The organism is Pseudomonas sp. NBB, assembly GCF_032701105.1.
Lineage (GTDB): Bacteria > Pseudomonadota > Gammaproteobacteria > Pseudomonadales > Pseudomonadaceae > Aquipseudomonas > Aquipseudomonas asiatica.
Window position 1 is genome coordinate 4,043,825 of sequence record NZ_CP103994.1, and the last position, 26,269, is coordinate 4,070,093.

At 63.7% G+C, this 26,269-nt stretch carries 24 protein-coding genes; 8 read left to right on the forward strand and 16 right to left on the reverse strand.

The window, feature by feature from the left end; all coding sequences use genetic code 11:
* Both sdhD and sdhC read right to left on the reverse strand, forming a co-directional pair.
* Window positions 1-369: a succinate dehydrogenase, hydrophobic membrane anchor protein gene (gene sdhD / locus NY023_RS18860; protein WP_003254214.1), complete on the reverse strand. Its 369-nt coding sequence runs from the start codon at window positions 367-369 to the stop codon at window positions 1-3.
* Entirely contained in the window at window positions 363-749 is a 387-nt protein-coding gene (gene sdhC, locus NY023_RS18865) for a succinate dehydrogenase, cytochrome b556 subunit (protein ID WP_012315350.1), read from the reverse strand. The genes sdhD and sdhC overlap by 7 nt, the downstream gene beginning before the upstream one ends.
* A gap of 352 nt (window positions 750-1,101) precedes the next feature.
* Between sdhC and gltA the strand changes: the two genes are divergently transcribed.
* Window positions 1,102-2,391, forward strand: a complete 1,290-nt coding sequence (gene gltA, locus NY023_RS18870; RefSeq protein WP_013973445.1) for a citrate synthase — start codon at window positions 1,102-1,104, stop codon at window positions 2,389-2,391.
* Window positions 2,392-2,566: 175 nt separating this feature from the next.
* Here gltA and NY023_RS18875 read toward each other — a convergent pair whose 3' ends face one another.
* The 9 genes from NY023_RS18875 to NY023_RS18915 form a co-directional block, all read right to left on the reverse strand.
* Complete coding sequence (locus NY023_RS18875; RefSeq protein WP_024087417.1) at window positions 2,567-3,172, reverse strand: START domain-containing protein; 606 nt, start codon at window positions 3,170-3,172, stop codon at window positions 2,567-2,569.
* A 33-nt stretch (window positions 3,173-3,205) separates the two neighbouring features.
* Window positions 3,206-3,460, reverse strand: coding sequence for a YkgJ family cysteine cluster protein (locus NY023_RS18880; RefSeq protein WP_023661894.1), 255 nt, complete (start codon window positions 3,458-3,460; stop codon window positions 3,206-3,208).
* A gap of 130 nt (window positions 3,461-3,590) precedes the next feature.
* Window positions 3,591-4,064 (reverse strand): hypothetical protein, encoded by a 474-nt coding sequence (locus NY023_RS18885; RefSeq protein ID WP_013973448.1) that lies wholly within the window; start codon window positions 4,062-4,064, stop codon window positions 3,591-3,593.
* A gap of 63 nt (window positions 4,065-4,127) precedes the next feature.
* Window positions 4,128-5,570 carry a PLP-dependent aminotransferase family protein gene (locus tag NY023_RS18890; RefSeq protein ID WP_013973449.1) on the reverse strand — a complete coding sequence of 481 codons (1,443 nt, stop codon included), beginning with the start codon at window positions 5,568-5,570 and terminating at the stop codon, window positions 4,128-4,130.
* Between the two features lie 336 nt (window positions 5,571-5,906).
* A complete protein-coding gene (locus NY023_RS18895) occupies window positions 5,907-6,719 on the reverse strand; it encodes an OmpA family protein (RefSeq protein ID WP_013973450.1) in 813 nt (270 codons plus the stop codon).
* A complete protein-coding gene (locus NY023_RS18900) occupies window positions 6,716-7,069 on the reverse strand; it encodes a DUF4398 domain-containing protein (protein ID WP_013973451.1) in 354 nt (117 codons plus the stop codon). Before NY023_RS18900 ends, NY023_RS18895 begins: the two co-directional genes overlap by 4 nt.
* A 9-nt stretch (window positions 7,070-7,078) precedes the next feature.
* Entirely contained in the window at window positions 7,079-7,900 is an 822-nt protein-coding gene (locus tag NY023_RS18905) for a substrate-binding periplasmic protein (RefSeq protein WP_013973452.1), read from the reverse strand.
* A gap of 77 nt (window positions 7,901-7,977) precedes the next feature.
* Window positions 7,978-8,907: an electron transfer flavoprotein subunit alpha/FixB family protein gene (locus NY023_RS18910; protein ID WP_013973453.1), complete on the reverse strand. Its 930-nt coding sequence runs from the start codon at window positions 8,905-8,907 to the stop codon at window positions 7,978-7,980.
* Window positions 8,908-9,657, reverse strand: coding sequence for an electron transfer flavoprotein subunit beta/FixA family protein (locus NY023_RS18915; protein ID WP_023661847.1), 750 nt, complete (start codon window positions 9,655-9,657; stop codon window positions 8,908-8,910).
* 556 nt (window positions 9,658-10,213) lie between these two features.
* On the opposite strand from NY023_RS18915, the gene NY023_RS18920 reads away from it, so the two are divergent.
* Window positions 10,214-11,878 carry an electron transfer flavoprotein-ubiquinone oxidoreductase gene (locus tag NY023_RS18920; RefSeq protein ID WP_013973455.1) on the forward strand — a complete coding sequence of 555 codons (1,665 nt, stop codon included), beginning with the start codon at window positions 10,214-10,216 and terminating at the stop codon, window positions 11,876-11,878.
* A gap of 120 nt (window positions 11,879-11,998) precedes the next feature.
* Here the strand turns inward: NY023_RS18920 and NY023_RS18925 are convergent, their stop codons facing one another.
* From NY023_RS18925 to NY023_RS18935, 3 genes are all read right to left on the reverse strand, one after another.
* Entirely contained in the window at window positions 11,999-13,324 is a 1,326-nt protein-coding gene (locus tag NY023_RS18925; RefSeq protein WP_013973456.1) for an MFS transporter, read from the reverse strand.
* Between the two features lie 72 nt (window positions 13,325-13,396).
* A complete protein-coding gene (locus tag NY023_RS18930; RefSeq protein ID WP_013973457.1) occupies window positions 13,397-13,876 on the reverse strand; it encodes a hypothetical protein in 480 nt (159 codons plus the stop codon).
* A gap of 168 nt (window positions 13,877-14,044) precedes the next feature.
* Complete coding sequence (locus NY023_RS18935) at window positions 14,045-14,521, reverse strand: sigma-70 family RNA polymerase sigma factor (RefSeq protein ID WP_013973458.1); 477 nt, start codon at window positions 14,519-14,521, stop codon at window positions 14,045-14,047.
* A 234-nt stretch (window positions 14,522-14,755) separates the two neighbouring features.
* Here NY023_RS18935 and NY023_RS18940 point away from each other — a divergent pair, with 234 nt between their 5' ends.
* Genes NY023_RS18940 through NY023_RS18950 form a run of 3 tightly spaced genes read left to right on the forward strand, consistent with a single transcriptional unit; the run spans window position 14,756 to window position 19,300 of the window.
* Complete coding sequence (locus tag NY023_RS18940) at window positions 14,756-15,928, forward strand: efflux RND transporter periplasmic adaptor subunit (RefSeq protein ID WP_013973459.1); 1,173 nt, start codon at window positions 14,756-14,758, stop codon at window positions 15,926-15,928.
* On the forward strand, window positions 15,929-17,893 hold the full coding sequence (locus NY023_RS18945) for a MacB family efflux pump subunit (protein ID WP_013973460.1): 1,965 nt from the start codon (window positions 15,929-15,931) through the stop codon (window positions 17,891-17,893).
* Between the two features lie 3 nt (window positions 17,894-17,896).
* Entirely contained in the window at window positions 17,897-19,300 is a 1,404-nt protein-coding gene (locus NY023_RS18950) for an efflux transporter outer membrane subunit (RefSeq protein WP_013973461.1), read from the forward strand.
* A gap of 119 nt (window positions 19,301-19,419) precedes the next feature.
* Here the strand turns inward: NY023_RS18950 and NY023_RS18955 are convergent, their stop codons facing one another.
* Entirely contained in the window at window positions 19,420-21,030 is a 1,611-nt protein-coding gene (locus NY023_RS18955) for a hypothetical protein (protein ID WP_013973462.1), read from the reverse strand.
* Between the two features lie 210 nt (window positions 21,031-21,240).
* Here NY023_RS18955 and pvdM point away from each other — a divergent pair, with 210 nt between their 5' ends.
* Window positions 21,241-22,587, forward strand: a complete 1,347-nt coding sequence (gene pvdM / locus NY023_RS18960) for a pyoverdine-tailoring dipeptidase-like protein PvdM (protein ID WP_013973463.1) — start codon at window positions 21,241-21,243, stop codon at window positions 22,585-22,587.
* Between the two features lie 17 nt (window positions 22,588-22,604).
* Window positions 22,605-23,891 carry an aminotransferase class V-fold PLP-dependent enzyme gene (locus NY023_RS18965; RefSeq protein ID WP_013973464.1) on the forward strand — a complete coding sequence of 429 codons (1,287 nt, stop codon included), beginning with the start codon at window positions 22,605-22,607 and terminating at the stop codon, window positions 23,889-23,891.
* A gap of 128 nt (window positions 23,892-24,019) precedes the next feature.
* Here the strand turns inward: NY023_RS18965 and NY023_RS18970 are convergent, their stop codons facing one another.
* On the reverse strand, window positions 24,020-24,988 hold the full coding sequence (locus tag NY023_RS18970; protein WP_013973465.1) for an alpha/beta hydrolase: 969 nt from the start codon (window positions 24,986-24,988) through the stop codon (window positions 24,020-24,022).
* A gap of 142 nt (window positions 24,989-25,130) precedes the next feature.
* Between NY023_RS18970 and NY023_RS18975 the strand changes: the two genes are divergently transcribed.
* Entirely contained in the window at window positions 25,131-26,252 is a 1,122-nt protein-coding gene (locus NY023_RS18975) for a cupin-like domain-containing protein (protein WP_013973466.1), read from the forward strand.
* Window positions 26,253-26,269: the final 17 nt, after the last annotated feature.

Here is a 26,269-nt window from a genome sequence, read left to right on the forward strand (position 1 = left end):
TCAGATACCCCAGAGAATCTGCACACCCCAGACGAAGTAAGCGAACATCGCAACGCCGCATACCGCCTGGAACAGGAAACGAATCGCAGTTGCCGACTTGCCGAACGACATAGGCGTCAGGTAGTCGGTCGCAATGGTCCACATGCCGACCCAGGCGTGAGCGCCCAGGGCAACGAGGGCCAGCAGACTGAAGATCCGCATCGCGTTGTTGGAGAACAGACCATGCCACTGGGTGTAGTCGATGCCTGGGTGGGCGACCACGTAGCCGATCAGGAAGAGGAAGTAAGCCGCGAGAACGACCGCAGAAACGCGCTGCGCCATCCAGTCATAGAGGCCCGAACGCGACAGGTTCGTGACATTGGTTACCATACCCAAACTCCCACCAGAACGATCAGCACCACGGAGATGACGATCACGATTTTCGAGCCCAGCTTGCCGCCTTCCAGCGTCTCACCGATGCCCATGTCCATGATCAGGTGACGAACACCTGCCACGAGGTGATAAAGCAGGGCGGACAGCAGGCCCCAGGTCACGAATTTGGCCAGCGGGCTGGTCAGACACGCCTTCACCTCACCAAAGCCTTCCTCGGAACCCAGCGACTTGCCCAGTGCATAAAGCATGATGGCAAGGCCGAGGAACAGGATGACGCCGGAGATACGATGCAGGATGGACGTGTACGCAGTGACGGGGAGCTTGATGGTCCTTAGGTCTAGGTTTACAGGTCGTTGGCTTTTCACGGCTTTTTTCACACTGAAGAGCCCCTAGCGAATCAGGGCAAAGTTGTTGGTAAGTGTACTGGTCAGGTACCCACCACCCAGGGAACGGCGACCCCCAGCAGTTCGGGCTTGCAAGCCCCTGGCGGTCGGGTTGCGAGTATAGACAGTTAGGCTGCTTATGACAACGTGACGGGGTAGCCCAAATAGCGCATTGCCTTTAGCGCACAAAAGGCGTAAATGGGCGAGAATTTCGCGAAAAATCAGGCCTCAATGCCTGTTTCAACAAGCCTTTAGGCAAATTGACATCTGAATTTATCCCTCTATAGTGGTGCGGGCCCTGCGTGGGGGGTCTGTCTGATGATTTCAAGCATTAATAGGAGGCCACATGGCTGACAAAAAAGCGCAGTTGGTCATCGAGGGCGCTGCCCCCGTCGAGCTGCCCATTTTAACCGGCACCGTTGGTCCTGATGTAATCGACGTCCGCGGGTTGGGGGCCACTGGTCACTTCACCTTCGACCCTGGTTTCATGGCGACTGCCTCGTGCGAGTCGAAGATCACCTACATTGACGGCGACAAAGGTATCCTGCTGCACCGCGGCTACCCGATCGAACAGCTCGCTGAAAAATCCGACTACCTCGAAACCTGCTACCTGCTGCTCAACGGCGAACTGCCGAATGCCGAGCAGAAGGCCCAGTTCGTCAGCACCGTGAAGAACCACACCATGGTTCACGAGCAGCTGAAGTCCTTCTTCAACGGCTTCCGCCGCGACGCCCACCCGATGGCGGTGATGTGCGGCGTGGTTGGCGCCCTGTCGGCGTTCTATCACGACTCCCTGGACATCAATAACCCGCAACACCGCGAAATTTCCGCGGTGCGCCTGGTCGCCAAGATGCCGACCCTGGCCGCGATGGTTTACAAGTACTCCATGGGCCAGCCGATGATGTACCCGCGCAACGACCTGTCGTACGCGGAAAACTTCCTGCACATGATGTTCAACACCCCGTGCGAGATCAAACCGATCAGCCCGGTGCTGGCCAAGGCGATGGACCGGATCTTCATCCTCCACGCCGACCACGAGCAGAACGCCTCCACCTCCACCGTTCGTCTGGCCGGTTCGTCGGGTGCCAACCCGTTCGCCTGCATCGCCGCCGGTATCGCCGCACTGTGGGGCCCGGCCCACGGCGGTGCGAACGAAGCGGTACTGACCATGCTCGATGAAATCGGCGATGTCTCGAACATCGACAAGTTCATCGCCAAGGCCAAGGACAAGAACGACCCGTTCAAGCTCATGGGCTTCGGTCACCGCGTGTACAAAAACCGCGACCCGCGCGCCACCGTGATGAAGCAGACCTGCGACGAAGTCCTGCGCGAGCTGGGCATCAAGAACGACCCGCAGCTGGAACTGGCCATGCGCCTGGAAGAGATCGCCCTGACCGATCCGTACTTCATCGAGCGCTCGCTGTACCCGAACGTCGACTTCTACTCGGGGATCATCCTCAAGGCAATCGGCATTCCGACCAGCATGTTCACCGTGATCTTCGCCCTGGCACGTACCGTGGGCTGGATCTCGCACTGGAAAGAAATGCTCTCCAGCCCGTACAAGATCGGCCGCCCGCGCCAGCTGTACACCGGCGAGCAGAAGCGCGACATCGTTGCGCTGCAGGACCGCAAGTAAGCTTCCATAGCCGAACGCAAAAAGGCTGCCCTCGGGCAGCCTTTTTTATTCGTCCTGTGCTGGTCTCTTCGCGGGTAAACCCGCTCCCACAGGGACCCCACAGGCCCGAAAGTTTGCGGGATACCTGTAGGAGCGGGTTTACCCGCGAAGAGGCCAGCACAGGTGACACAATGCCTCAGTTTTTCTCAGCCCGCTCCCGCAACCCTTTCAGGGTATTGAACGGCGCATCCACCACGAACTTGTTGGCCACCATCGCCGGCACGCTACCACCCGGTTCGGTGTGCACCTGATAGGTCACTTCCGTGCTGTCGCCCTTGGGCACCAGCTTCCAGAAGCCTTCGACCTTCGCCACCCGCACAAAGCCCTTCTCTTCCGGGATATAGGTCGGCTCTTCCTTCAGGTTGCGCACCAGGCTGCCATCAGCCTCCTTCACAGTAGTCACATGCAACACCGAGTCCCGCGGCGTCACCGGCCATGGCGTATTGAACTGGGTATAGGTCCAGCTTTGGTCACCTTCGTGCTTGAGCAGCTTCTGCGACTTGCATTCGTGAATCCATGCACAAGCCCCGACCACGTCCTCCTGCAACGCCTGCACCTTGGCCAGCGGCGCCTTGATCACAGTGACACCTTGATAGGCCTTGTACTTGGAACCGGCCACTTCGCTAAGGGAAACCTTGATCCCCTCCTCGTCCTTGGCCACCTGCCAGTTTTCGGCCCAGGCCGCAGGCGCCAGCAGAACACCCATGCCACACAGCAGAGCAATACGCTTGAACGATCTCATCATGTTTATCCTTGTTTTCGAAGATCCAGCCTGTCACGCCGCCGTTATCTGTTCCCACCAGCCGAGAATCCTTATAGCCTCATCACGATCACTGCCACACACCTCGACATCCGCCTTGAAACCACCACACACCGCAGGCCTTTCGGGCTTGCCGAACAAGTCGCAGAGGTTGTCGACAGTCAGGTGCAGGCAGCGCTCGCCAGCCGGCTTGCCATTGGGCATGCGCGGCATCGCGGAGGTGATGGACGGGGCGATGCAGCAGGCACCACAGCCCTCACGACAGTTCATGGCTCTTCACCAAAATAACGACTCCCTGGAACAAAACGGGACGAGCGTCCCTGGATAGTAACCGCTCAAACAGGCGTTTGAAATTGCTGGCACGATGAAATCTGCCATGACCCGGCAGTCAGTTCGCCAGCTACTGGCGGTACTCGAAATCGATGGCCGCCCCTTCCACTTCCCGACGGCTGTCATTGCGTAGCTGCAGCTGCATTTCATTGCTGATCAACCGGCCATTGAGCTGGAACGGGCTGTCGCTGGTCTCTGGCTTTTCAGTGAACATGGGGGGCAGAAGAGGTTTGCGACGCTGTATCGGCGACAGGCTGCCCACATCTGGCTCAAGGTTATCGACCATCTCGGCCGGCAGGCTGAGGTCGAGCTTTGCCTTGGGTAGCGGCTTGGCAACCTCCTTGCTCACCTGCTTGCGCGCCGGCCTGGCCTTGCTGTTACCGGCTTTTTTTGCTGATTGTTTGTGCGCTGGCCTGGCTGCGGCCTTCTGCACCGGCTTGGCCGCCTGCGCCTGGCTTGTCGGCTGTGCAGCCTGGGCAACACCAGCCAGGCTGCAGAGCGGTACAAGGCACAAGATCAGGGCAAAACGGCGCAGAGCATTCATGGCAAATGGACAGACTGGCAGGAAAAGTGCGTATGCTCCCTGTTCCACAGGCGCGTGGCAAGCCTATAAAAAAGCTGCCGCTGGCTCCCGGCACAATTGCTGGGCCAGCAAACCGAGGGTGATCACCGCGCGCTCGGCTTCCTTGTTCCAGGGTATGCCGCAATTAAGGCGGATGCAGTGGTTGAATTGCTCGGTGTTACTGAAGATCAGCCCCGGCGCAATACTGATGCCCTGCTCCAGCGCACGCACATGCAGCTCCTGAGTGTTGACCCGCCCCGGCAGGCTCACCCACAGGATGAAACCGCCCGTCGGCCGGGTCATCTGGGTACCCTCGGGGAAGTGTTGCTGCACCGCCAGCTGGTAAGCACTGAGGTTCTTGCGGTACTCCTGGCGAATGTAACGCAGGTGCCGGTCGTAGCCGCCATTCTCCAGGTAGGCCGCCACACCCATCTGCGTCACGCTACAGGCCGAGTGAGTGGTGAAGGTTTGCAGGCGCTGGATCTCGTCCTGATAGCGCCCGGCAATCATCCAGCCAACTCGAACACCAGGGGACAGCGTCTTGGAAAAACTAGAGCAATAGATTACTCGGTCCAGGCGGTCGAATGCCTTGAGCGCCTTGGTCTTGCCTTGCTCGAACATCAGCTCGCCATAGATGTCATCCTCGACGATCTGGATATCGAAGTCCGACGCCAGGCGCAGCAACTGCTTCTGCCGCTCTTCCGGGACAGTGCCACCCAGCGGGTTGCTAAGGCGCGCGGTCAGAACCAGGGCCTTGATCGACCACTGGTTGGCGGCCAGTTGCAGCGCCTCGAGGCTGATGCCGGTGGACGGGTCACTGGGGATCTCGATCACCTTAAGGCCCAGCAGGTCGGCCAGTTGCAGCAGACCGTAATAGGTGGGCGATTCGGCCGCGATCAGGTCGCCTGGACGAGTCAGCACGCGCAGCGACATCTGCAGCGCATCGACACAGCCATGGGTCACGATCACTTCACGCGGGTCGACCAGTACGCCGGCATCACGCATGCGAATGGCGATCTGCCGGCGCAGCGGCTCGAAGCCGGGGCTGAACATGTAGCTGAAGGCACGCGGGCTGTGGAAGCGCGTCACCTTGGCAATCTGCTGGTGTAAAGCACGGACCGGCAGGTAGTCGACATGCGGCACAGCGGCGCCGAACGGGAACACGCCATCACGGCGAGCCTCGGTCAGCACCTGCTGGATGATACTGGCGCGGGTGACCAGGCCGGGGCGCTCCACGCGGGCGATGTCCGGGGTCTGCGCGGTCAGGGCCGGGGTCTGGTGCACGTAGTAGCCGGACTGCGGCCGCGCACGAATCAGCCCCTGGTCCTCGAGATTGGCATAGGCCTGCAGCACCGTGGCATGGCTGACATTGAGCTGGGCGCTCATCTTGCGCACGGAGGGCACCCGCTCGCCTGGCTGGTAGACACCACGACGGATGTCATCGGCCAGTTGCTGGGCGATACGCTGGTACAACAGCAGGTTGGTCATGGCGGCAGACTCGTTATTCTTGTACGGCTCAGTGACGGTAGAGGATACCGTAACAGTTGCAGAGTGTACTGGAACAGAATGCAACATAGTCGACAATACAATAGCGTGACAGCTATCGAAACGATTAAGCCGACAAACTGCCGGGAGTGCGCCGCCCCTGTGGGAGCGGGTTCACCCGCGAAGCAGGTGACGCGGTGGATGGCACCGGCTTTGCCGGTGTTCGCGGCTAAAGCCGCTCCTACAAGAGCAGTGCCAAACTCAAGGCATGCACAACGCCTGTAGGAGCGGCCTTGTGTCGCGAAAGGACCGCAGAGCGGTCCCCGGCATTTCAAAGACTTAGCGTGCTGGCGCAAGCCTGCCCTTGTCATCGGAGAACACGATCTCCACCCGACGGTTCTGCGCCCTGCCCCGCTCCGAGGCATTGGCCTCGATCGGGTACTGGTCGCCATACCCCTCGACCTGCAGGCGCTTCTCGTCGATGCCCAGGTCTACCAGCATGTCGGCCACGGCCTGCGCCCGGTCACGCGACAGCTTCAGGTTGTCCTCGGCCGGGCCGGTGCTGTCGGTATAGCCCTCGATCCGAACCACCCGGCGCGGGTTGAGCTGGAGGAACTGCACCAGCTTGAGCACGGTACGGCTGGCCGAGTTCTTCAGGTCGGCCCGGCCGGTGTCGAAGAGCACGTCCCCCAGGGTCATCACCAGACCACGGTCGGCCTGCTCCGAGGCCAGCGCGGCGATCTGCGACTCGACCCACTTGCCCTGCTGCTGAACACTGGCCAGCTTGGCCTCGCGCAGGGCCAACTGCAGGCGCTGGCGCTCCAGGTCGAGCTTGGCCTGGCGCTCCTGGTTCAACGCCAGCTTGGCATGCTCGCTGGCAATTTCGCTGTAGCGCTGGCTCAGGTAGGCGTAATGGCGCACGTCGGCACCGGTGCCGATGTAGCTGGACAGGCGCTCGGCACGGGCCAGCGACTCGCCTGCGCGAATCACGTCGCGCGGCGCGCTGCGCAGCACATTGGAATCATCCTTGACCTTTTGGAAAGCTGCAGTGGCATCATCCAGCGCTGCGCTGCTGCGCTGGCTGGCGCAACCTTGCAAACCTGCCGCCAGCGCCAGCACTGCCAGCGCGGCCAATGGCATACGACGGATCATGGCTGCACCTCCAACTGTTTGCGCAGGCGCTGGACCCGCGACTGCAGCAGCTGCAGCTGCTCTTCGCTCTTCTGGTTCAGTACCTGGGCCTCGGCCAGGCGCGCATCCAGCTCGGCCTGCTCGGCACGCATGCGCGCATCGCGGTAGTCTTCGGTGAGCATGTTGGTCTTGGCCCGGGCCAGCTTGTCTTCAGCCAGCTTGAGCGCATCGACCTGCTCGGTGGCACCGACGGCCCTGGCCTGCTCCAGTGCCTGTTCGGAGATGCGCATCTGCTCGTTAGGGGCCGGATCGTTGGCGCAGCCAGCCAGGCCGAGCACGGCCAGGGCAAGGATTAGTGGTTGGGTTCTCACGCAATCTTCCTAGTGTTTGGGGGCGTCCGACGGCACCTGCAGCTGCGCTTTCCAGCGCTCGACATTACGTTGCAGCACGGCCTCGGATGCTCCGGAGATCGGCAATTCTGTCAGTTTTTTCGCCAATTGCCCACGCAGCCAGCTGTCATTGCAGGCCGAATTGTGCGACAGCGCCAGGTACAGGCCCGGCCGATCCACCGGCAGGCCGCGGGCGATCAGGTCATTGCTCATGCCCAGGCTCTGAGCCATGGCGATGCCCGAATAGCGGCCAGCGAGCACATAATCCACCTGGCCGAGCACCAGCTTCTGGAATGCCTGGGTCAGGTTCTGTGCCGGCTCCAGCTTCAGCTGGGCCTTGGCGAAAGCGGTAAAGGCCGGGGTCAGCCGCGCGCGCTCGGACAAACTGCCTTGGTACTGGGCCAGGTCAGCCGGGCCCTCGAAGGCCAGTGTGGCGTCGTGGCGCGTCCACACCAGGTATTCGTTGAGCTGCAGGGGTGGATGGATGTAGTCCAGCGCGGTCAGTTGCTCCACCTGCATGGGGGTGTCGAGCAGCAGGTCCATCCGCCCGCTACGCACTTCTTCCAGCGCCTGGTCACGACGGCCGGCGCTCAGCACCTCAACTTTCACACCCAGCTCGCCAGCCACCTGGCGCAGCAGGTCGACGTTGGCGCCGATCAGGTGTTTCGGGTCGTTGGGGTCCTGCCATGAATAGGGCGGAGAATCAGGGCTGCCGGTTGCCACCAGGCGTTCACACTTGCCCGCCGCCATGGCCAGCGGCGAAACCAGCACCGCCATGCATGCCAGCACCCCGCCTGCTTTACGCAGCACCATTGCTCACTCCTTGTACAGACCAAAAAAAACCCGGCCCCTGTACAAGGGCCGGGTTCTTTATAAGTGAAGCAGGCGGATCAGACCAGCTTTTCCAGCTCCGGGACCGCTTCGAACAGGTCAGCGACCAGGCCGTAGTCGGCTACCTGGAAGATCGGCGCTTCTTCGTCCTTGTTGATCGCCACGATCACCTTGGAGTCCTTCATGCCGGCCAGGTGCTGGATCGCGCCGGAGATACCGACGGCGATGTACAGCTGTGGCGCGACGATCTTGCCGGTCTGACCGACCTGCATGTCGTTCGGCACGAAGCCGGCGTCGACCGCGGCGCGCGAAGCACCGACGGCAGCGCCGAGCTTGTCGGCCAGGCTGTACAGGTGCTTGAAGTTGTCACCGTTGCCCATGCCACGGCCGCCGGAAACGACGATCTTGGCAGCGGTCAGCTCTGGGCGGTCGGACTTGGCCAGCTCTTCGCCAACGAAGGCCGAGATGCCGGCGTTGTGCGCAGCGCCAACGGCTTCGATGGCAGCCGAACCACCTTCGGCGGCCACGGCGTCGAAGCCGGTGGTACGCACGGTGATGACCTTGATGGCGGCGCTCGATTGCACGGTGGCAATGGCGTTACCAGCATAGATCGGGCGCTTGAAGGTGTCGGCGGACTCGACCGAGATGATCTCGGAGATCTGGTCCACGTCCAGCAGCGCGGCAACGCGCGGCAGGATGTTCTTGCCGTTGGTGGTGGCCGGCGCCAGCACGTGGCTGTAACCCTTGGCCAGCTCGACGATCAGCGGCGCAACGTTTTCTGGCAGGACGTGGGCGTAGGCAGCGTTATCTGCAACCAGCACCTTGGCCACGCCAGCGATCTTGGCTGCGGACTCGGCAACGCCGCCCACGTTCTGGCCAGCGACCAGCACGTGCACATCACCACCGATCTTGGCGGCAGCAGCAACAGTGTTCAGGGTGGCCGGGGCTACGGCACCGTTCTCGTATTCAGCGACAACCAGGATAGTCATTTAGATTACCTTCGCTTCGTTCTTCAGCTTCTCGACCAGTTCGGCCACCGATTTGACCTTGATGCCAGCGCTGCGGGCAGCCGGGGCTTCAACCTTCAGGGTCTTGTTGGTGGAGGCGAGGGAAACGCCCAGCGCATCTGGAGTAAGAGTCTCCAGCGGCTTCTTCTTGGCCTTCATGATGTTCGGCAGCGACGCGTAGCGCGGTTCGTTCAGGCGCAGGTCGGTAGTGACGATGGCTGGCAGGTTCAGTGCAACGGTCTGCAGGCCGCCGTCGATTTCACGGGTGACGTTCAGCTTGTCGCCAGCCACTTCGACCTTGGAGGCGAAGGTGCCCTGGGCGAAGCCGGTCAGCGCAGCCAGCATCTGGCCGGTCTGGTTGTTGTCACTGTCGATGGCCTGCTTGCCGAGGATGACCAGCTGCGGCTGCTCTTTGTCGACAACGGCTTTCAGCGCCTTGGCCACGGCCAGGGAATTCAGTTCGTCAGCGGCTTCGACCAGGATGGCACGGTCGGCACCCAGTGCCAGGGCAGTACGCAGTTGCTCCTGGGCAGTGGTCGGGCCGACGGAAACGACGACGATCTCGGACGCGACGCCCTTTTCCTTCAGGCGTACGGCTTCTTCCACGGCGATTTCGCAGAAGGGGTTCATGGACATCTTGACGTTAGCAAGGTCGACGCCGGAGTTGTCCGCCTTGACGCGAACCTTGACGTTGTAGTCGACCACTCGTTTGACAGCTACAAGAACCTTCATGGATTCCTCGTTACTCTCCGGTGAATAGATAGTCGCCAGGGGCAGAGCCCTGCGATGCGCGTGGGTACAAGGGCACCTCTAAAAACGTACCGGGAGGCGGTAACTTCACAGTGACCGAACAGTCTTGTCCGGACTCTTGCGACAAATACTCACGGGTCATTTTCTGTCGTGGCGTGTAAACTCCACTACAAACCGGCCAAAGGCCGCAAAACCCTGCTCCACACCTGGTCTTTAGAGGTGTACCTGCGCCCGGCTGCAAGCCTACGGCGAACGTAAAACCGCTCGTATCTTGACCGTAACACCCAATCCGGTCAATACGGCAAATCGGTCACCCTCCAGCCGCGTTCCTGTGATTTTACTGGCCTGCGGCAAATTCAAACAAACGTTTGTATTGGACCCGCCAAGTGGTGTAGATATAATGCGCGGCCAAGACAAAACGGTGTAGTCCGTCATTTGCCCAGCTACAGTTCCGCCGTTGCGTAGAACCGCTGCGAATGCCCCGCGCACCCAATAAGACAAAGCAACAGCACGAGCCTTGATGAGTAGGAGAGAACCAGTGGAACGCGAATACATGGAATTCGACGTGGTCATCGTCGGCGCCGGCCCGGCGGGCCTGTCCGCCGCCTGCCGCCTGAAGCAGAAGGCCGCCGAAGCCGGTAACGAAATCAGCGTCTGCGTGGTGGAAAAAGGCTCTGAAGTCGGCGCCCACATCCTATCCGGCGCGGTGTTCGAACCCCGCGCCCTGAACGAGCTGTTCCCCGACTGGAAAGAGCTCGGCGCGCCGCTGAACACCGAAGTGAAGCGTGACGACATCTACGTGCTCAAGGATGCAGGTAGTTCGACCAAGGTGCCTGACCTGTTCGTGCCCAAGACCATGCATAACCAGGGTAACTACATCATCTCCCTGGGCAACCTGTGCCGCTGGCTGGCCCAGCAGGCCGAGAACCTGGGCGTGGAAATCTACCCGGGCTTCGCCGCCCAGGAAGCACTGTTCGACGACAACGGCGTGGTCCGTGGCATCGTCACCGGCGACATGGGCGTCGACCGCGAAGGCAACCCGAAGGACGGCATGTACACCCCTGGCATGGAACTGCGTGCCAAGTACACCCTGTTCGCCGAGGGCTGCCGCGGCCATATCGGCAAGCAGTTGATCAAGCGCTTCAACCTCGACAGCGAAGCCGACGTCCAGCACTACGGCATCGGCCTGAAGGAAATCTGGGAAATCGACCCGGCCAAGCATGAGCAGGGCCTGGTGGTGCACACCGCTGGCTGGCCGCTGGACGTCATGGCCAAGGACAACACCGGTGGTTCGTTCCTTTATCACCTGGAAAACAACCAGGTAGTCGTCGGCCTGATCGTCGACCTGTCCTACGCCAACCCCTACCTGTCGCCGTTCGACGAGTTCCAGCGTCTCAAGCACCACCCGGTGATGGCGCAATACCTCGAAGGCGGCAAGCGCATCAGCTACGGTGCCCGTGCCATCTGCAAGGGCGGCTTCAACTCGCTGCCGAAAATGGTCTTCAACGGCGGCGCGCTGATCGGCTGCGACCTGGGTACCCTGAACTTCGCCAAGATCAAGGGCAGCCACACCGCAATGAAGTCCGGCATGCTCGCCGCCGAAGCCGTGGCTGATGCACTGATCGCCGGCAGCGAAGGCGGTGACCAGCTCAACGGCTACGTCAGCGCCTTCAAGGCCAGCTGGCTGTACGAGGAGCTGTTCGCCAGCCGCAACTTCGGCCCGGCCATGCACAAGTTCGGCCCGCTGCTGGGCGCGGCATTCAACTATGTGGACCAGAACTGGTTCGGCGGCAAGCTGCCGTTCACCCTGCACGACACCAAGCCGGACTACGCCTGCCTGAAGCTGGCGGCCGAGTCGCAGAAGATCGATTACCCGAAACCGGACGGCAAGCTCAGCTTCGACAAGCTCAGCTCGGTATTCCTCTCCAGCACCAACCACGAAGAGGAACAGCCCTGCCACCTGAAGCTGACCGACCCGAACGTGCCGATCGCCAGCAACCTGCCGCTGTACGACGAGCCGGCCCAGCGCTACTGCCCGGCAGGCGTGTACGAGGTTGTCACCCAGGAAGACGGCAGCAAGCGCTTCCAGATCAACGCGCAGAACTGCGTGCATTGCAAGACCTGCGACATCAAGGACCCGGCCCAGAACATCACCTGGGTCACCCCTGAAGGCGCTGGCGGGCCGAACTACCCGAACATGTAAGGCCCCTGCCCTGCACTGACAAAAAGCCCCCGGTTCTCACGAGCCGGGGGCTTTTTGTTTTACCTGTACCGGCCTCATCGCCGGCAAGCCAGCGATGAGGCCAGAACAAACAACAGAAAACTATTTTTCACCACACATTACCGGCATCGGCTCTGCCACGAACGCCAATGGCTCCCGACGCCCGAAGTACAAGGCCGTCAGCAACCCCACCGTGCCCATGACAAGACAAAAGCCGACACACACCCACGGGCTCCATGGCATCAGCGCAATCAGCGCCAGCGGCGTGGTGCTGGCCCAAAGAGCGTAGGCCACGTTATAGGTGAAGGAGATGCCCGACACGCGGATCTCGGCCGGGAACAACCCGACCATCACTGACGGCACCACGCCCACCACGCCGCAGGACAGGCCCGCCAGCGCATAGGCCAGCCAGGTCACGCCCCACTGCCCCACCAGGCTGGCATACAACGCGCCGATGCCCACCGGCAGCAACAGGCTGTAGATCATCAGTGCGCGCCAGGCGCCTGCACGGTCGACCAGCAGCCCGGCCAGCACGCAGCCGATGTTGAGGAAGACGATGCCCACGCTGCTAAGGGCAAAAGTGTGCCCGGCACTCATGCCGAAGCGCTGCTGCATCACTGTCGGAGTAATCACCACCAGCACCACCACGGCGGAAGTCAGCACGCAGGTCAGCAGCGCCGCCGGGATCAACGCCCGGCGGTGTTCGCCCAGCACCCGCCGCAGCGGGAAGCTCACCGGCTGCTCCTGGCGCGCGCGCAGGGCGAGGAACACCGGTGTTTCGCTGAGCCAACGACGCAACCACACGCCGATCACGCCGAATACCCCGCCGAGCAGGAACGGGTAGCGCCAGGCGTAGTCGAGGATTTCCTGCGGGGTGAACACTTGCGCCAGCAAGGTCGCGGTCAGTGCCCCCAGCAGATAACCAAAGGTCAAGCCGGCCTGCAGGAAGCCCAGGGCATAACCGCGCCGCCCGGCTGGCGCGTGCTCGGCGACGAAGGTCCAGGCACTCGGCACCTCGCCGCCCACCGCCGCGCCCTGCAAGATACGCAGTGCCAGCAGGATCAGCGGTGCAGCGTAGCCGATGTCGGCGTAGGTCGGCATCACCCCGATCAACAGGCACGGCAGGGCCATCATCAGGATGCTCAGGCTGAAGACCCGCTTGCGTCCCAGGTGGTCGGCGAAGTGCGCCATAAGGATGCCGCCCAGCGGCCGCGCCAGGTAGCCGGTGACGAAGATTCCGAAGCTTTGCAGCAGGCGCAGCCACTCGGGCATCTCGGGCGGGAAGAACAACTGGCTTAGGGTCAGCGCAAAGAATACGAAGATGATGAAATCGTAGATCTCCAGCGCGCCGCCCAACGCCGCCAGGCCCAGGGTCCGGTGGTCGCCGCGGCTGAACCGTGGCGGGCGAGCGGTATCGATGGCAGTCATGGCAGGGTCCGCAAATCGGCAAAGGGCAAGAGGATAGCAAATAGCTGCCCCCTTGCCCCGCCCGCTGCGGCTTTAGCGGTTGAACAGGGTGTTGACGAAATTGGCCTTCGGCAGTGGCCGCGCCGTGGCAACCGGCATGGCGCCCGGCAGCGGTAGCCTGCCGACCTGCAGCGGCGAATCGATGATCGCCATGAATGCCTCCAGTGCCTCGTTGTCGGGCACCTGGGGCAAGCTCATGCTGACGGCCTGGCGCTCGGCCTGCGGCACCAACGGCACTTGCAACTGGTTGGAGTGATAAAGCAGGGCATGCTGGATCTGCGTGCTGACGCGACAGAAGCGCGCCAGATCGACCCCGACATGGCTGGCCAGCTCGATATTGCCCAAAAGCAGGTGGAAAGGCTGCAAGGCACTCAGCACCAGGCGCTGCAGCTCCTCGAAGCTTTCCACTGGCGCTATCCGGTAGTAGCCCAGGCCGTTGAGCAGCCGCTCCAGTTGCAAGCGCTGGCAGGGGTGTGCATCGGCGATGAGGATGCGCAGGGTCTTGTTGGCCATGGTGGGACCTGGGCAGTTGGGTAACGGTTAGGCTCCATGACCATACTGCGCCAGTAACGGCTGCTGCCTAGGCTACGCCTGGCAGGGGTCTTCTTTGATAGAAGTCGGGAAAGCCGTGGAAATCAAGTGATCGACTGACGGAATTTTCATCTGCCTTCAACCCGGCGATCACGATTCCCACTCGCGCATGCGCACACGACAGTGCTTCATGGCGTTGACGATGTGCTTTTCCACCAGGCTGCGGGAAATACCCAGGTGCTCGGCAATCTGCTGGTGTGACAAGCCTTCGAGCTTGCGCAGCAGGAAGCAGTCGCGGCAGATCTTGCTCAGCTCATCCAGGGCACGCTGCATCAGCGCCAGGCGCTGGTCGAGCTGCATGTCATGGGTTGGCGCCGGGGTGTGCCAGCGCTCGTCGTTGTCCAGCACCTCCAGTGGCTCGGCCTGGCGCACCTGGTGCCGGCGGTGGCGGTCGACAACCAGGTTGAGCGCGGTGCGGTAGAGGAAAGCACGCGGGTGCTCGATGCGCTCGGCGTCGGTGCGCTCCAGCACTCGCAGGTAGGCATCATGCGCCACGTCTTCGGCGGCCTGACGACTGCCCAGGCGCGAAGAAAGAAAACCCACCAGTTCGCGATAGTAATGTTCCACGACGTTACCTGAGATCGTCCTGCCAGCCTATGCCAGAAAGCCCTTTCAGGCAGCAACGCGGGACCGAGTGATGTCAACGTGCGATCTTACAAATTATAATTATTCTCAGCAACAAGGGTATGTCATGGGCTATCTAGCGCCTGTCGCCATACACCTGTCAGCCCCTGCTCAATACTCGCTAAATCCCCTCCTGCCGCTTTCGTCTATCTGGCACCCACTCGGCTGGATGTCTGCATGAGACCTTTAACCAACACCCGTCGCCGGCTCCTGCTCAGCGGCCTGGGCCTGCTCGGCCTGGGCAGCCTGCTGGCCTGGAAGGCCCTGCCCTACGGCGCACAGCCGCTCAGCACGGTTGCCGTGACCCGCGCCGACATCGAAAGCAGCGTTACCGCACTGGGCACCCTGCAACCAAGGCGCTACGTGGACGTCGGTGCCCAGGCATCGGGGCAGATCCACACCCTGCATGTGGAGGTCGGCGACATGGTGCGCAAAGGCCAGCTGCTGGTCGAGATTGACCCTTCTACCCAGCAGGCCCGGCTGGATGCCGGCCGCTACTCGATCGACAACCTCAAGGCCCAGCTGGCCGAACAACGCGCTCAGTTCCAACTGGCCCGGCAGCAGCTCAAACGCCAACGGGAGCTGGCCGCCGCCGGCGCCACCCGTGACGAGGACGTGCAAACGGCCGCCGCACAGCTGAAAGTCACCCAGGCACGCATCGACATGTTCCAGGCGCAGATCCGCCAGGCCCAGGCCAGCCTGCGCAGCGACGAGGCCGAGCTGGGCTACACGCGCATCTACGCGCCGATGGACGGCACGGTAGTGGCGGTGGATGCCCGTGAGGGGCAAACCCTCAATGCCCAACAGCAAACCCCGTTGATCCTGCGCATCGCCAAGCTCTCGCCGATGACCGTGTGGGCCCAGGTGTCGGAGGCCGACATCGGCAAGGTCACCCCGGGCATGACCGCCTACTTCACCACCCTGGCCGGCGGCAAGCGCCGCTGGACCAGCACCGTGCGGCAAGTGCTGCCGATCCCGCCCAAGCCACTGGAGCAGGCCAGCCAGGGCGGCGGCAGCCCGGCCAGCGTCAGCAATGGCAGTGCCGGAAGCCAGGTGGTGCAGTACAGCGTGCTGCTGGATGTCGACAACCCGGACGGCGCCCTGATGGCCGAGATGACCACGCAGGTGTTCTTTGTCGCCGGCAAAGCCAGCCAGGTGCTGACCGTACCACTGGCCGCGCTGGACGAAGGCGATGGCCTGCGCCTGGCGCATGTGCTGACCCGCGACGGCAAGGTGGAACAGCGCCAGGTGCGCACCGGCCTGAGCGACCGCCTGCGGGTGCAGGTGCTGGACGGCCTGAACGAAGGCGAACGCCTGGTGATAGGCGCCCCTGGCGTCAGCGGAGGTTGAATGAGCACACCCCTGATCGAGCTGGTCGACATCCGTAAATCCTACGGCGGCATCGAAACGCCCAAGGTCGATATCCTTCATGGCATCAGCTTGCGCATCCATCCCGGCGAGTTCGTCGCCATCGTCGGCGCCTCTGGCTGCGGCAAATCGACCTTGATGAATATCCTCGGCTGCCTCGACCGCCCCACTTCCGGCAGCTACCGCTTCGCCGGCAAGGATGTGGCCGAGCTGGGCAGCGACGAACTGGCCTGGCTGCGCCGCGAGGCATTCGGCTTCGTGTTCCAGGGCTACCACCTGATCCCCTCGGGCTCGGCCCAGGAAAACGTCGAAATGCCGGCCATCTATGCCGGCATCGCCGCCAACGAACGCCACGCCCGTGCCAGCGCCCTGCTCGGCCGCCTGGGCCTGGCCAACCGCACTGGCAACCGCCCGCACCAGTTGTCTGGCGGCCAGCAACAACGGGTGTCGATTGCCCGGGCGTTGATGAACGGTGGCCATATCATCCTCGCCGATGAACCCACTGGCGCCCTCGACAGCCACAGCGGCACCGAAGTGATGGCGTTGCTCGACGAGCTGGCCAGCCAGGGCCACGTGATCATCCTGATCACCCATGACCGCAATGTCGCGGCGCGGGCGCAGCGCGTGATCGAAATTCGCGACGGCCTGATCATCAGCGATTCGGCCGCCGAAAAGCCCATGGTCGAAAACAGTCGCGGGCTACAGGCCGACCAGCTGCGCCAGCGCCTGGACCATGGCGCAACCTTGCACGGGGCATGGAAAGGTGAATTGTTCGAAGCCCTGCAGGCGGCCTGGCGGGTGATGTGGGTCAACCGCTTCCGCACCGCCCTGACCCTGCTGGGGATCGTCATCGGCGTGGCCTCGGTGGTGGTGATGCTGGCAGTGGGCGAAGGCAGCAAGCGCCAGGTCATGGCGCAGATGGCAGCCTTCGGCTCGAACATCCTCTACCTGAACGGCAAGCCGGCGAGCCTGGGCGAGCAGGCCGGCACCATCACCCTCGACGATGTCGCTGCCATCGGCCAACTGCCGCAGGTCAAGCACGTGATGCCGGTGATCGGCGAAAAGATGATGGTGCGCCACGGCAACAACAGCCAGCGGTTCTATGTGGGTGGCAACAACACCGGGTTCACCGAGATTTTCAACTGGCCGGCGGTGCAAGGCAGCTTCTACAGCGATGCCGATGAAGCCAACGCTGCCGCGGTGGCGGTGATCGGCCAAAAAGTGCGGGAGAAGATGCTCGACCCTGGGCGCGACCCTTTGGGGCAGTACCTGTTGATCGGCAATGTGCCGTTCCAGGTGGTCGGTATCCTGGCCGGCAAGGGCGCCAGCTCTGGCGACCAGGACAGCGACGGGCGCATCGTGGTGCCCTACTCCGCCGCAGCCATCCGCCTGTTCGGCCAGCGCGACCCGGACTACATCGCCGTTGCCGCCCTGGACTCCACGCGGGTCAACGAAGCCGAAGCGGCCATCGACAAGCTGCTGCGCCAGCGCCACAACGGCCGCCAGGACTTCGAGCTGACCAATGACGCGGCGCTGATCCAGGCCGAAGCGCGCACGCAGAACAGCCTGTCGCTGATGCTGGGGGCGATCGCCGCGATCTCGCTGCTGGTGGGTGGCATCGGCGTGATGAACATCATGTTGATGACCGTGCGCGAGCGCACCCGTGAAATCGGTATCCGCATGGCCACCGGCGCGCGCCAGCGCGACATCCTGCGGCAATTCCTCAGCGAGGCGGTGATGCTGTCGATGGTCGGCGGCCTGGCCGGCATCGTCCTGGCCCTGGCCATCGGTGGCGGCCTGATGCTGGCCGAAGTGGCGGTGGCCTTTGCCCTGCCCGCCATGCTCGGCGCCTTCGCCTGTGCTGTCGTCACCGGCATCGTGTTCGGCTTCATGCCAGCGCGCAAGGCCGCCCGCCTCGACCCGGTCAAAGCCCTTACCAGCGAATAACCCATGACTCTGCCTAGCCGCATCAGCCTGTTGCCCCTGTGCGTATGCCTCGCCGCCTGCAGCACGCCGCAAACACCCGCCAGCGGTATTGCCGCGCCATCTGCCTGGCAAGGCGAGGCCGCATCACCCTCGGCCCAACTGCCAACGACGCAGTGGTGGCAAGCCTTCGCCAGCCGCGAACTCGACCGCCTGGTGCAGCACGCCCTGCACAATGCCCACGACCTGGCTGCTGCCACGGCACGGGTACGCCAGGCCCAGGCCCGCGCAGTCATCGCCGGCGCGCCGCTGCTACCGGAGCTGAAGCTGGGCCTGGATGGTAGCCGCCAACGCCTGCTGCACGGTGACGGCTACGACCAGCTGGATGTCAGCCGCAGCGAACCCACCAGCACCTCGTTCGACATGCAGCTCAGCGCCAGCTACGAAATCGACTTCTGGGGTGGCCTGCGAGCGACCCGTGACAGCGCCCTGCGCAGCCTGGATGCCAGCCGCTTCGACCGCCAGACCGTGGAGCTGACCTTGGTCAGCGCGGTGGCCGACAGTTACCTGCAGGGCCTGGCTTTGCAGGAACAGTTGCGCATTGCCCGCCTCAACCTGCGCAATGCCCAGGACGTGCTGGGCCTGGTCGAGGCACGCCAGCGCAGCGGTTCCGCCACGCGCCTGGAACTGGCCCAGCAGCGCAGCCTGGTGGCCGCGCAGCAACGCCAGCTGCCGTTACTGGAGCAGAAGTGGCAAGACAGCCGGGTCACCCTGGCGACCCTGCTCGGCGACCCGGTGCAGTCGCTGCCCACCAGCCAGGACGCGATCAACACCCTGCAATGGCCCGCCATTGGCAGCGGCGTGCCCAGCGAGCTGCTCACCCGCCGCCCCGACATTGCCGCAGCAGAAGCTCGGCTCGCCGCCGCCAGCGCCAATGTGCAGGTCGCCCGCGCCGCCATGCTGCCCAAGCTCACCCTCGGGGCCAACCTGGGGGCTGGCGCCAATACCTTTGCCCATTTGTTCGACAGCTCCTACTACACCCTCACCAGCGGCCTGGTCGCACCGATCTTCAACAACGGCCGCCTGCGCGCCGCGCATGAACTGGCCGAGGCTGAACAGGCAGAGTTGCTGGAGAACTACCGCAGCAGCATCCTGGCCGGTTTTGCCGATGTCGAGAAGGCGCTCAATGCGATCCAGGGCGTGGACCGCCAGCGGCAGTGGCAGGATGAAGAAGTGGCGCAGGCGCGCCTGGCATTCGACCTGGCGCAGCAGCGTTATGGCGCGGGAGCGGAGACGCTGTTGAGCGTGCTGGAGACCCAGCGCACCTTGTATGCGGCGCAGGACCAGCAGGCCCAACTGCGCCTGGCCCGGTTGCAGGGTAGCGTGGCGTTGTACAAGGCATTGGGGGGTGGTTGGGTGGTCAGCCAGTAGGGTCACCTGTACCGGCCTATCGCCGGCAAGCCAGCTCCCACAGGATCTGCACCGGGTCAAGACATGCGCTGTACCTGTGGGAGCCGGCTTGCCGGCGATAGGGCCGCTACAGGCAGCAGCTAGTTCCGCACCTTCAGGTTGCGCGCATACCACGGCCGCTGCGGTACCTTGGGCCGCAGCTTGTCGAGCAGGTCGTCATCGCTGTAGATGATGCGCAACGCCAGCTTCATGGTCTCGGGGTCCATCTCTACACTGCGCCCGGGCCGCAAACCCGGCACCGTCGAGCAACCATGGGTATCCGGCCCTAGCCACGGGTCGGCCACCTCCACCCAGCGCCCTGGGGCAAACCATGGCACACCATTGACTTCCAGGCGCCGCACCTCGCCCGGGTGCAGCCGCTCATGAGCGTGGAACCAGTCCTCGATGCGGTCGTCGATCCAGCCATGAAAGTGCCAGAACACCGGGTTCACATGGGATGAAAACGGGTCACCGAGAAAATCGTTCTGTTCTGCGAACCAGCGTTCGGCAAAATCATCCGGCGTGCGCGCCGTCGGCACCGGCATGCCGTTGGAGGGGTCGCGCGGCACCGATGCCCAGCGCATGTGCAGCCAGTCGTGCAGGCCCAGCTCCACTTCCGAACCGAACTGGCCCAGGGTCAAGGTGCTCAGGTACTCCGGGTCGGTGTAGCGTGACTCCCAGACCTGAAAGTTGCCATGGAAGGTATCCGGCGTCTTGATGTCGCGCACCCACTGGGTGTATTCCGCATCACCGCTGGCCAGCCAGGTGGGCGGCAGGGCATTGCCGTCATGGTTGTCGAAGTAGCGGGCGAATCCGGCCCGGTCGCGCTCCAGTTCCGGCTGCGGCAACGGGAAGCGCGTCCATGACGGCAAGTCCTGCAAGGCACGGGCCCTGCCAAGCATGTGCCGGTGCATGAAGAAAAAGTCTTCGCCCGAGCCGTTGCGGTCCTTGTGCCGGCCCCGCGCGTCACGCTCGCGATCACGAGGCCCGGGCTGCCAGCCCAGGCCACGCAGGGCGCCCTGCTTGTCCTTGCCCAGTTTGTGCCATTTGTCCCGCGACGAATGCCACAGCTGGTGGAACAGGCGATGCTCCGGGGCGGTCAGCCAGGCCAGCAGTTTCGGGTTCAGCGGGGTACGCTCGCGCGCCTCGGGGAAGGTTCGCTTCAAGGCCAGGAACTGGTTGTCCTCCACGGGCAATGTCAGAGCGCGGTCCAGGCGTGCAATGCGCCCGTTGAGGGTCGCCGGCCCGGCGTTGCCGAACCGGCCCCAGACCTCGTCGAGCACGATATGGCATTCATAGCGGGCACGGGCCGAAAACAGACGCCAGCGCAGGGTGCCCGGTTTGTCTGCCAACAGGTCGCCTACCACGCGGTAGCGCGGCTCTTCCTGCCCCCGCAGGCGCTCGGGGGTATCCAGGTAGCCGCGCAGGGAGCGCCCGCTGGTTGCCACATCCAGGAACAGTTCCAGTTCACCTGTGGGCAGGCCGTCCAACCCCGCATCCTTGCCCAGCAGCGTCCAGCGCCAGATGCCGCGCAGGGTATCGCCCAACTGCTGCAGGCGGGTATCGGCCAACTCGACGACGGCCTCGCCAGGGGTTTCCGGGAATTCCTCGGCGGCACGCTGGCGCTGCACATACAGCGCCCCCAGCGCACCGGGCACCACCACACCCGTCAGTGCCACACCGGCGATGAAACCGCGTCGGGAAATCGTCATTGCATACCTGCGCATTCATTGCGGCCATGGAGCACGGCCCGTCCAAGGCTAGAACGTTGCACGGCAGGCGAAATTTAGCGGCGCTCCGGCTGCATCCGGGGCCACCATGCGGCCCCGACAGGCGCTAAATTTCCCGGGTGCGAGCTCGTTCACTGCAGGTAGCGGCGACCTCTGTGCCCATCCCTCGACGGTGAACCTACTGAGACCAAGATGACGACTCCACGCTGGAAGAAAGCCCTGTTTATCAGCCTGTCCGCGGCGGTTGCCGCTGGTGCCGGGTTTGCCGCCTGGCACTACTTCGCCACACCCGCTGGCTATTCCAGGGAGGTGACCCGCCAGGCCAACGACCTGCAGGAACGCATCATCTCGTTCGACAGCCACGTCACCCTGCCGCTGACCTTCGGCACCGAAGGCAGTGAGGCCGACAAGGATGGCGATGGCCGCTTCGACCTGGCAAAGGCCGCACGCGGGCGTTTGTCCGGCGCGGCCCTGACCATCTTCGCCTGGCCAGAGTCCTGGACCGGAGACGGCGGCCCGCACCGCCCGACCCCAGGTTTCGTCGAAGCCGCCCGCCACACCCAGGAGGTGCGCTACAACGCCATCACCGCCATGGTCCGCGACTTCCCGCAGCAGGTGGGTATTGCCTATACCCCGCAAGACATGCGGCGCCTGCACGGCGAAGGCAAGTTCGCGGTGTTCCTCAGCATGCTCAACGCCTATGCGCTGGGCGATGACATCGACCAGCTCGACCGCTGGGCCGCGCGCGGCGTGCGCATGTTCGGCTTCAGCTATGTGGGCAACAACAGCTGGGCCGACTCCTCGCGTCCGCTGCCGTTCTTCAATGACACCGCCGATGCCCTGGACGGCCTGTCGCCGGTCGGCAAGCGCGCCGTGCAGCGGCTGAACGACCTGGGTGTGATCATCGATGTGTCGCAAATGTCCAGCAAGGCGCTGGCCCAGGCCGTTGCCCTCAGCCGCGCGCCGGTGGTGGCCTCGCACTCGGTGCCACGGGCGATGGTCGACATCAGGCGCAACCTCTCCGACAAGGAGCTGCAGCTGATCAAGGACAGCGGCGGCGTGGTCCAGCTGGTGGCTTTCTCCACCTACCTCAAGCCCTTGAGCAGCAAGACCCAGGACAAACTCAACGCCCTGCGCGCCCACTACGACCTGCCACCACTGGCCAACCTCGACTACGCACTGATGCCAGGTGACCCGGTGATTGCCGGCTGGCCCGAGCAGAAGGTCGGCCAATATGCCAACGCGCTGTACGGCATTCTAGAGGAGGAACCGCCGGCCACGCTCAAGGACTATGGCGACGCCATCGATTACACCGTGCGCAAGATCGGCATCGATCATGTCGGCCTGAGCTCGGACTTCAACGAAGGCGGTGGCATCGACGGTTGGCAGAACGCCAGTGAAGCACGCAACGTCACCGCCGAACTGATCAGCCGCGGCTACTCCGAAGCGGATATCGCCAAGCTCTGGGGCGGCAACTTCCTGCGGGTGTGGGAGCAGGTGCAGCGCGCCGCTCAACCTGTCGCCACCTCATCCCCCTGACCCTTGCGAGCCATTTGATGAACGATCGTCGCACCTTTCTCAAGCAGGCCGGCCTGCTTGCGGCCGCCCTGCCCCTCACAGGCCCACTGCTGCCTGCCGCCCAAGCGGCGGCTGCGCAGCCTGCAACCGCCAGCGACTGGGCCGGGTTTCGCAACCTGTTCGAGCTGGACCCGGCGTACGCGCACTTTGCCAACTTCCTGATCACCTCGCACCCAAGGCCCGTGCGCGAAGCCATCGAGGCGCTGCGCGCCCGCTTCGACCGCCACCCGGCCCGCATGGTCGACTGGGACAGCCAATCGGAGTGGAAGCACGAGGCCGCCGTGCGTGAATGGGCAGCCCGCTACCTCGAAGTGACGCCCCGGCAAATTGCCCTGACCGGCAGCACCACCGAAGGCCTGGGGCTGATCTATGGCGGGCTGAAGATTGCCCCGGGGCAGGAAATTCTCACCACCGTGCACGAGCATTCGGCCGCCCGCCATACCATGGGCTTTCGCACCACGCGCGATGGCACACCGGTGCACCGGTTGCGCCTGTTCGACGACCCCGCCAAGGTCAACAGCGACCAGGTACTGACCACCATCGCCGCGGCCATCGGGCCGAAAACCCGGGTACTGGGCATGACCTGGGTGCACTCGGGCAGTGGCGTGAAACTGCCCGTCGGCGAGATCGGCGCACTGGTGCGCGAGGTCAATCGCCAGCGTGACGAGCAGGACCAGATCATCTACGTGATCGACGGTGTGCACGGCTTCGGCGTCGAAGACATGCGCTTTGCCGATCTCAACTGCGACTACTTCATCGCCGGCACGCACAAGTGGATGTTCGGGCCGCGGGGTACCGGGATCATCTGTGCGGCGTCCACCGAACTGAAGCAGCTGAACCCGACCATTGCCACGTTTTCCGAGAACGAGGACTTTGCCACGGTGATGACGCCCGGGGGTTACCACGCGTTCGAGCACCGCTGGGCATTGGGCAAGGCGTTCGAGTTGCACCTGCAGCTGGGCAAGGCGGCGGTGCAGGCACGGATTCATGGGCTCAATGGCTATCTCAGGCAGCGGCTAGAGGCGCTGCCGGGGGTCGAGCTGGTGACACCGCGCAGCACGCAGTATTCGGCGGGGTTCACCTTCTTCCGGGTCACGGGGCAGGATGCTGACGAGGTGGCCCGGTATCTCAACAGCCAGCGCATCGTGGTCGATGCGGTGTCTCGGGATGTCGGGCCGGTGGTGCGGACGGCGCCTGGGCTGTTGAATACCGAGGCGGAGATCGAGCGATTGGTCGATGTGTTGAAGAAGCACCTTCGCGGGTGAGGCCGGGGGGCCGCTTTGCGGCCCATCGCGACACAAGGCCGCTCCCACATGGTTCGGTGGGCGCTGTGCTTTGGTGGGAGCGGCCTTGTGTCGCGAAAGGGGCGCAACGCGCCCCCGGCGAGCTCAAGTCAGGACTGGCCACCGACCCGCTTCAACCACGCCCCGACATCCCGGTAAATCCCCTCCACCTGCCCCACGATCCCCGACATGCGCAAGAAGTCATGGGTCAACCCCTCCACCCGGGCAAAGGTCACCGCCGTCCCACCCGCCACCAGCCAGTCACGATAAGCCATGCCCTCATCATGCAACGGGTCATATTCGGCCACGAACAGGTAAGCTGGTGCCAACGGCTGGCGCAGCGTCGACAGCAACGGCGATACCCGCCAGTCAAGGCGCTGCTCGCGCTGCGGCGCATAGTGCTGGTAGAACCACTCCAGGGTAGGCGTCTCCAGCAGGTAACCCTCGGCATGCTCGCGATGGGACTCACGCCAGCAGGAGATATCGGTCACCGGGTAGAACAGCAACTGTGCCAGCGGCTTGAACGCCAGCGCCTCGGGCTGCTCCACTGCCGTAATGGCCAGCACCGCCGCCAGGCTGGCGCCCACGCTGTCCCCTGCCAGCACCACCCGGCGGTTGTCCAGGCCCAGCGAGGCCGCCTGCTCAGCCAGCCAGTTGGCGGCGTCCAGTACATCGTGCAGGGCCTTCGGGAACTGCTGCTCCGGCGCCAGCCGGTAGTCCGCCGCCAGCACCGCGAACTCGCCCAGGGCCGCCAGGCGACGGCACACCGAGTCATGCGAATCGAGGCTGCCGACCACATAGCCGCCGCCATGCAGGTACAGGATCACTGGCTGCAAAGCAGCTCCAGCATTGCCCTGGCGGTACAGACGAGCAGCCAGACGGGCACCGTCGCGCGCGGTAATCTGCAACTCGCTGGCCGTGACGTTGCCGGGCGGGCTCGGGTCGAGTACCTGCGAGCTGCCTTCGAACTCGGCACGGGCCTGGGTCACGTCCATCGCGTGCATGGGCAGGCTCCTGCCCGTCAGCCGGCCAAATTCGACCAGTTCCAGAAATGCCGCCAGATCAGGGTGCAGTGCCATGTGGGTTCCTTGGGTGAACAATGTGACTCGAGCCTCCCTACGGGACGTAGCAGCACGCCGAAAAATTACCCGCCCACACGGCTAAATCGTTGGTGCAGGCACTCGTTATCCCTGCACAACGAAAGACCGCCAGAGGCATACCGTGGACCTTCAGAGCATCCTCAGCAAACTGTTCGCCAACGCCCATGCCGTGGGCATCGAAGGCGTTTTCCAGTTCGTCTTCGGCCAGGACCGGGCCTTCTGGTCGGAGGTGCGTGACAGCAGCCGCACCGGTGCCGGCCGGCACAGCGCCCCGGACGTCACCATCGAGGTGGCCGAGCGTGACTTCCTCGGCATCATGGGCGGCACCGCCAACGTCGAAGAACTGTTCGCCAGCGCCCGCCTGAAGATCAGCGGCAACATGGGTTTGGCCACCCTGCTGCCGCAGATCATCAGCAACGCCCGGCGCGGCGCGCCGGCGACCAAGGTATCGATGAACCAACGCTACCCGACACCGGCACGCCTCAGCGAACGGGTGTCGGCCGCGCAACCGGTGCAGCGCGAGGTGGCACGCGTTGCCCGCGCCGACATGCCGCTGGCGCGCTTCCAGGGCGAATACCTGGCGCACGGCACGCCGGTGGTCATCAGCGATGCCCTGCAGGACTGGCCGCTGTTCACCATGGGCCGCGAAGCTTCGCTGGAGCATTTTGCCGAACTGCAGGGCATCACCCGGCACGGCGACTACGTGAAGAAGACCTTCTCCACCGACCGCGACTTCCGTTCCACTTCCATGGCCGACTTCATCGCCTCGCTGGACACCCCTGCCAAACCCGGCGAAACCCCGGCCTACATGGGCAACAACATCGTGCCGGAAAAGCTGCTGAGGCTGATTCGCTACCCGCATTACTTCGCCCGCGAGAAGTTCATTGCGCCGCGCATCTGGATCGGTCCCAAGGGCACACTGACGCCATTGCACCGCGACGACACCGACAACCTGTTCGCACAGGTATGGGGGCAAAAGTCGTTCATCCTTGCCGCGCCGCACCATCGCCCGGCCCTGGGTACCTGGTCGACCAGCCCCAAGGGCGGCCTGGACGGCTGCGACTTCAACCCCGACGCCCCGGACTACCAGCGCTTCCCGGCGGCGCGCGAGGTGCCGTTCCTGCGCGTGGTGCTGCAGGCCGGTGACCTGTTGTTCCTGCCCGAAGGGTGGTTCCACCAGGTGGAGTCTATGACCACCTCGCTGTCGGTGAACTTCTGGGTGAATTCCGGGCGCGGCTGGTAGCCGGGATTGCCAGGGGC

Bases quoted from the DNA above. Each gene is read 5' to 3' on its own strand.
- sdhD (WP_003254214.1), bottom strand. From the start codon at position 369: ATGGTAACCAATGTCACGAACCTGTCGCGTTCGGGCCTCTATGACTGG.
- gltA (WP_013973445.1), top strand. From the start codon at position 1,102: ATGGCTGACAAAAAAGCGCAGTTGGTCATCGAGGGCGCTGCCCCCGTC.
- NY023_RS18875 (WP_024087417.1), bottom strand. From the start codon at position 3,172: ATGAGATCGTTCAAGCGTATTGCTCTGCTGTGTGGCATGGGTGTTCTG.
- NY023_RS18880 (WP_023661894.1), bottom strand. From the start codon at position 3,460: ATGAACTGTCGTGAGGGCTGTGGTGCCTGCTGCATCGCCCCGTCCATC.
- NY023_RS18885 (WP_013973448.1), bottom strand. From the start codon at position 4,064: ATGAATGCTCTGCGCCGTTTTGCCCTGATCTTGTGCCTTGTACCGCTC.
- NY023_RS18890 (WP_013973449.1), bottom strand. From the start codon at position 5,570: ATGACCAACCTGCTGTTGTACCAGCGTATCGCCCAGCAACTGGCCGAT.
- NY023_RS18895 (WP_013973450.1), bottom strand. From the start codon at position 6,719: ATGATCCGTCGTATGCCATTGGCCGCGCTGGCAGTGCTGGCGCTGGCG.
- NY023_RS18905 (WP_013973452.1), bottom strand. From the start codon at position 7,900: ATGGTGCTGCGTAAAGCAGGCGGGGTGCTGGCATGCATGGCGGTGCTG.
- NY023_RS18910 (WP_013973453.1), bottom strand. From the start codon at position 8,907: ATGACTATCCTGGTTGTCGCTGAATACGAGAACGGTGCCGTAGCCCCG.
- NY023_RS18915 (WP_023661847.1), bottom strand. From the start codon at position 9,657: ATGAAGGTTCTTGTAGCTGTCAAACGAGTGGTCGACTACAACGTCAAG.
- NY023_RS18925 (WP_013973456.1), bottom strand. From the start codon at position 13,324: ATGACTGCCATCGATACCGCTCGCCCGCCACGGTTCAGCCGCGGCGAC.
- NY023_RS18930 (WP_013973457.1), bottom strand. From the start codon at position 13,876: ATGGCCAACAAGACCCTGCGCATCCTCATCGCCGATGCACACCCCTGC.
- NY023_RS18940 (WP_013973459.1), top strand. From the start codon at position 14,756: ATGAGACCTTTAACCAACACCCGTCGCCGGCTCCTGCTCAGCGGCCTG.
- NY023_RS18945 (WP_013973460.1), top strand. From the start codon at position 15,929: ATGAGCACACCCCTGATCGAGCTGGTCGACATCCGTAAATCCTACGGC.
- NY023_RS18950 (WP_013973461.1), top strand. From the start codon at position 17,897: ATGACTCTGCCTAGCCGCATCAGCCTGTTGCCCCTGTGCGTATGCCTC.
- NY023_RS18955 (WP_013973462.1), bottom strand. From the start codon at position 21,030: ATGACGATTTCCCGACGCGGTTTCATCGCCGGTGTGGCACTGACGGGT.
- pvdM (WP_013973463.1), top strand. From the start codon at position 21,241: ATGACGACTCCACGCTGGAAGAAAGCCCTGTTTATCAGCCTGTCCGCG.
- NY023_RS18965 (WP_013973464.1), top strand. From the start codon at position 22,605: ATGAACGATCGTCGCACCTTTCTCAAGCAGGCCGGCCTGCTTGCGGCC.
- NY023_RS18970 (WP_013973465.1), bottom strand. From the start codon at position 24,988: ATGGCACTGCACCCTGATCTGGCGGCATTTCTGGAACTGGTCGAATTT.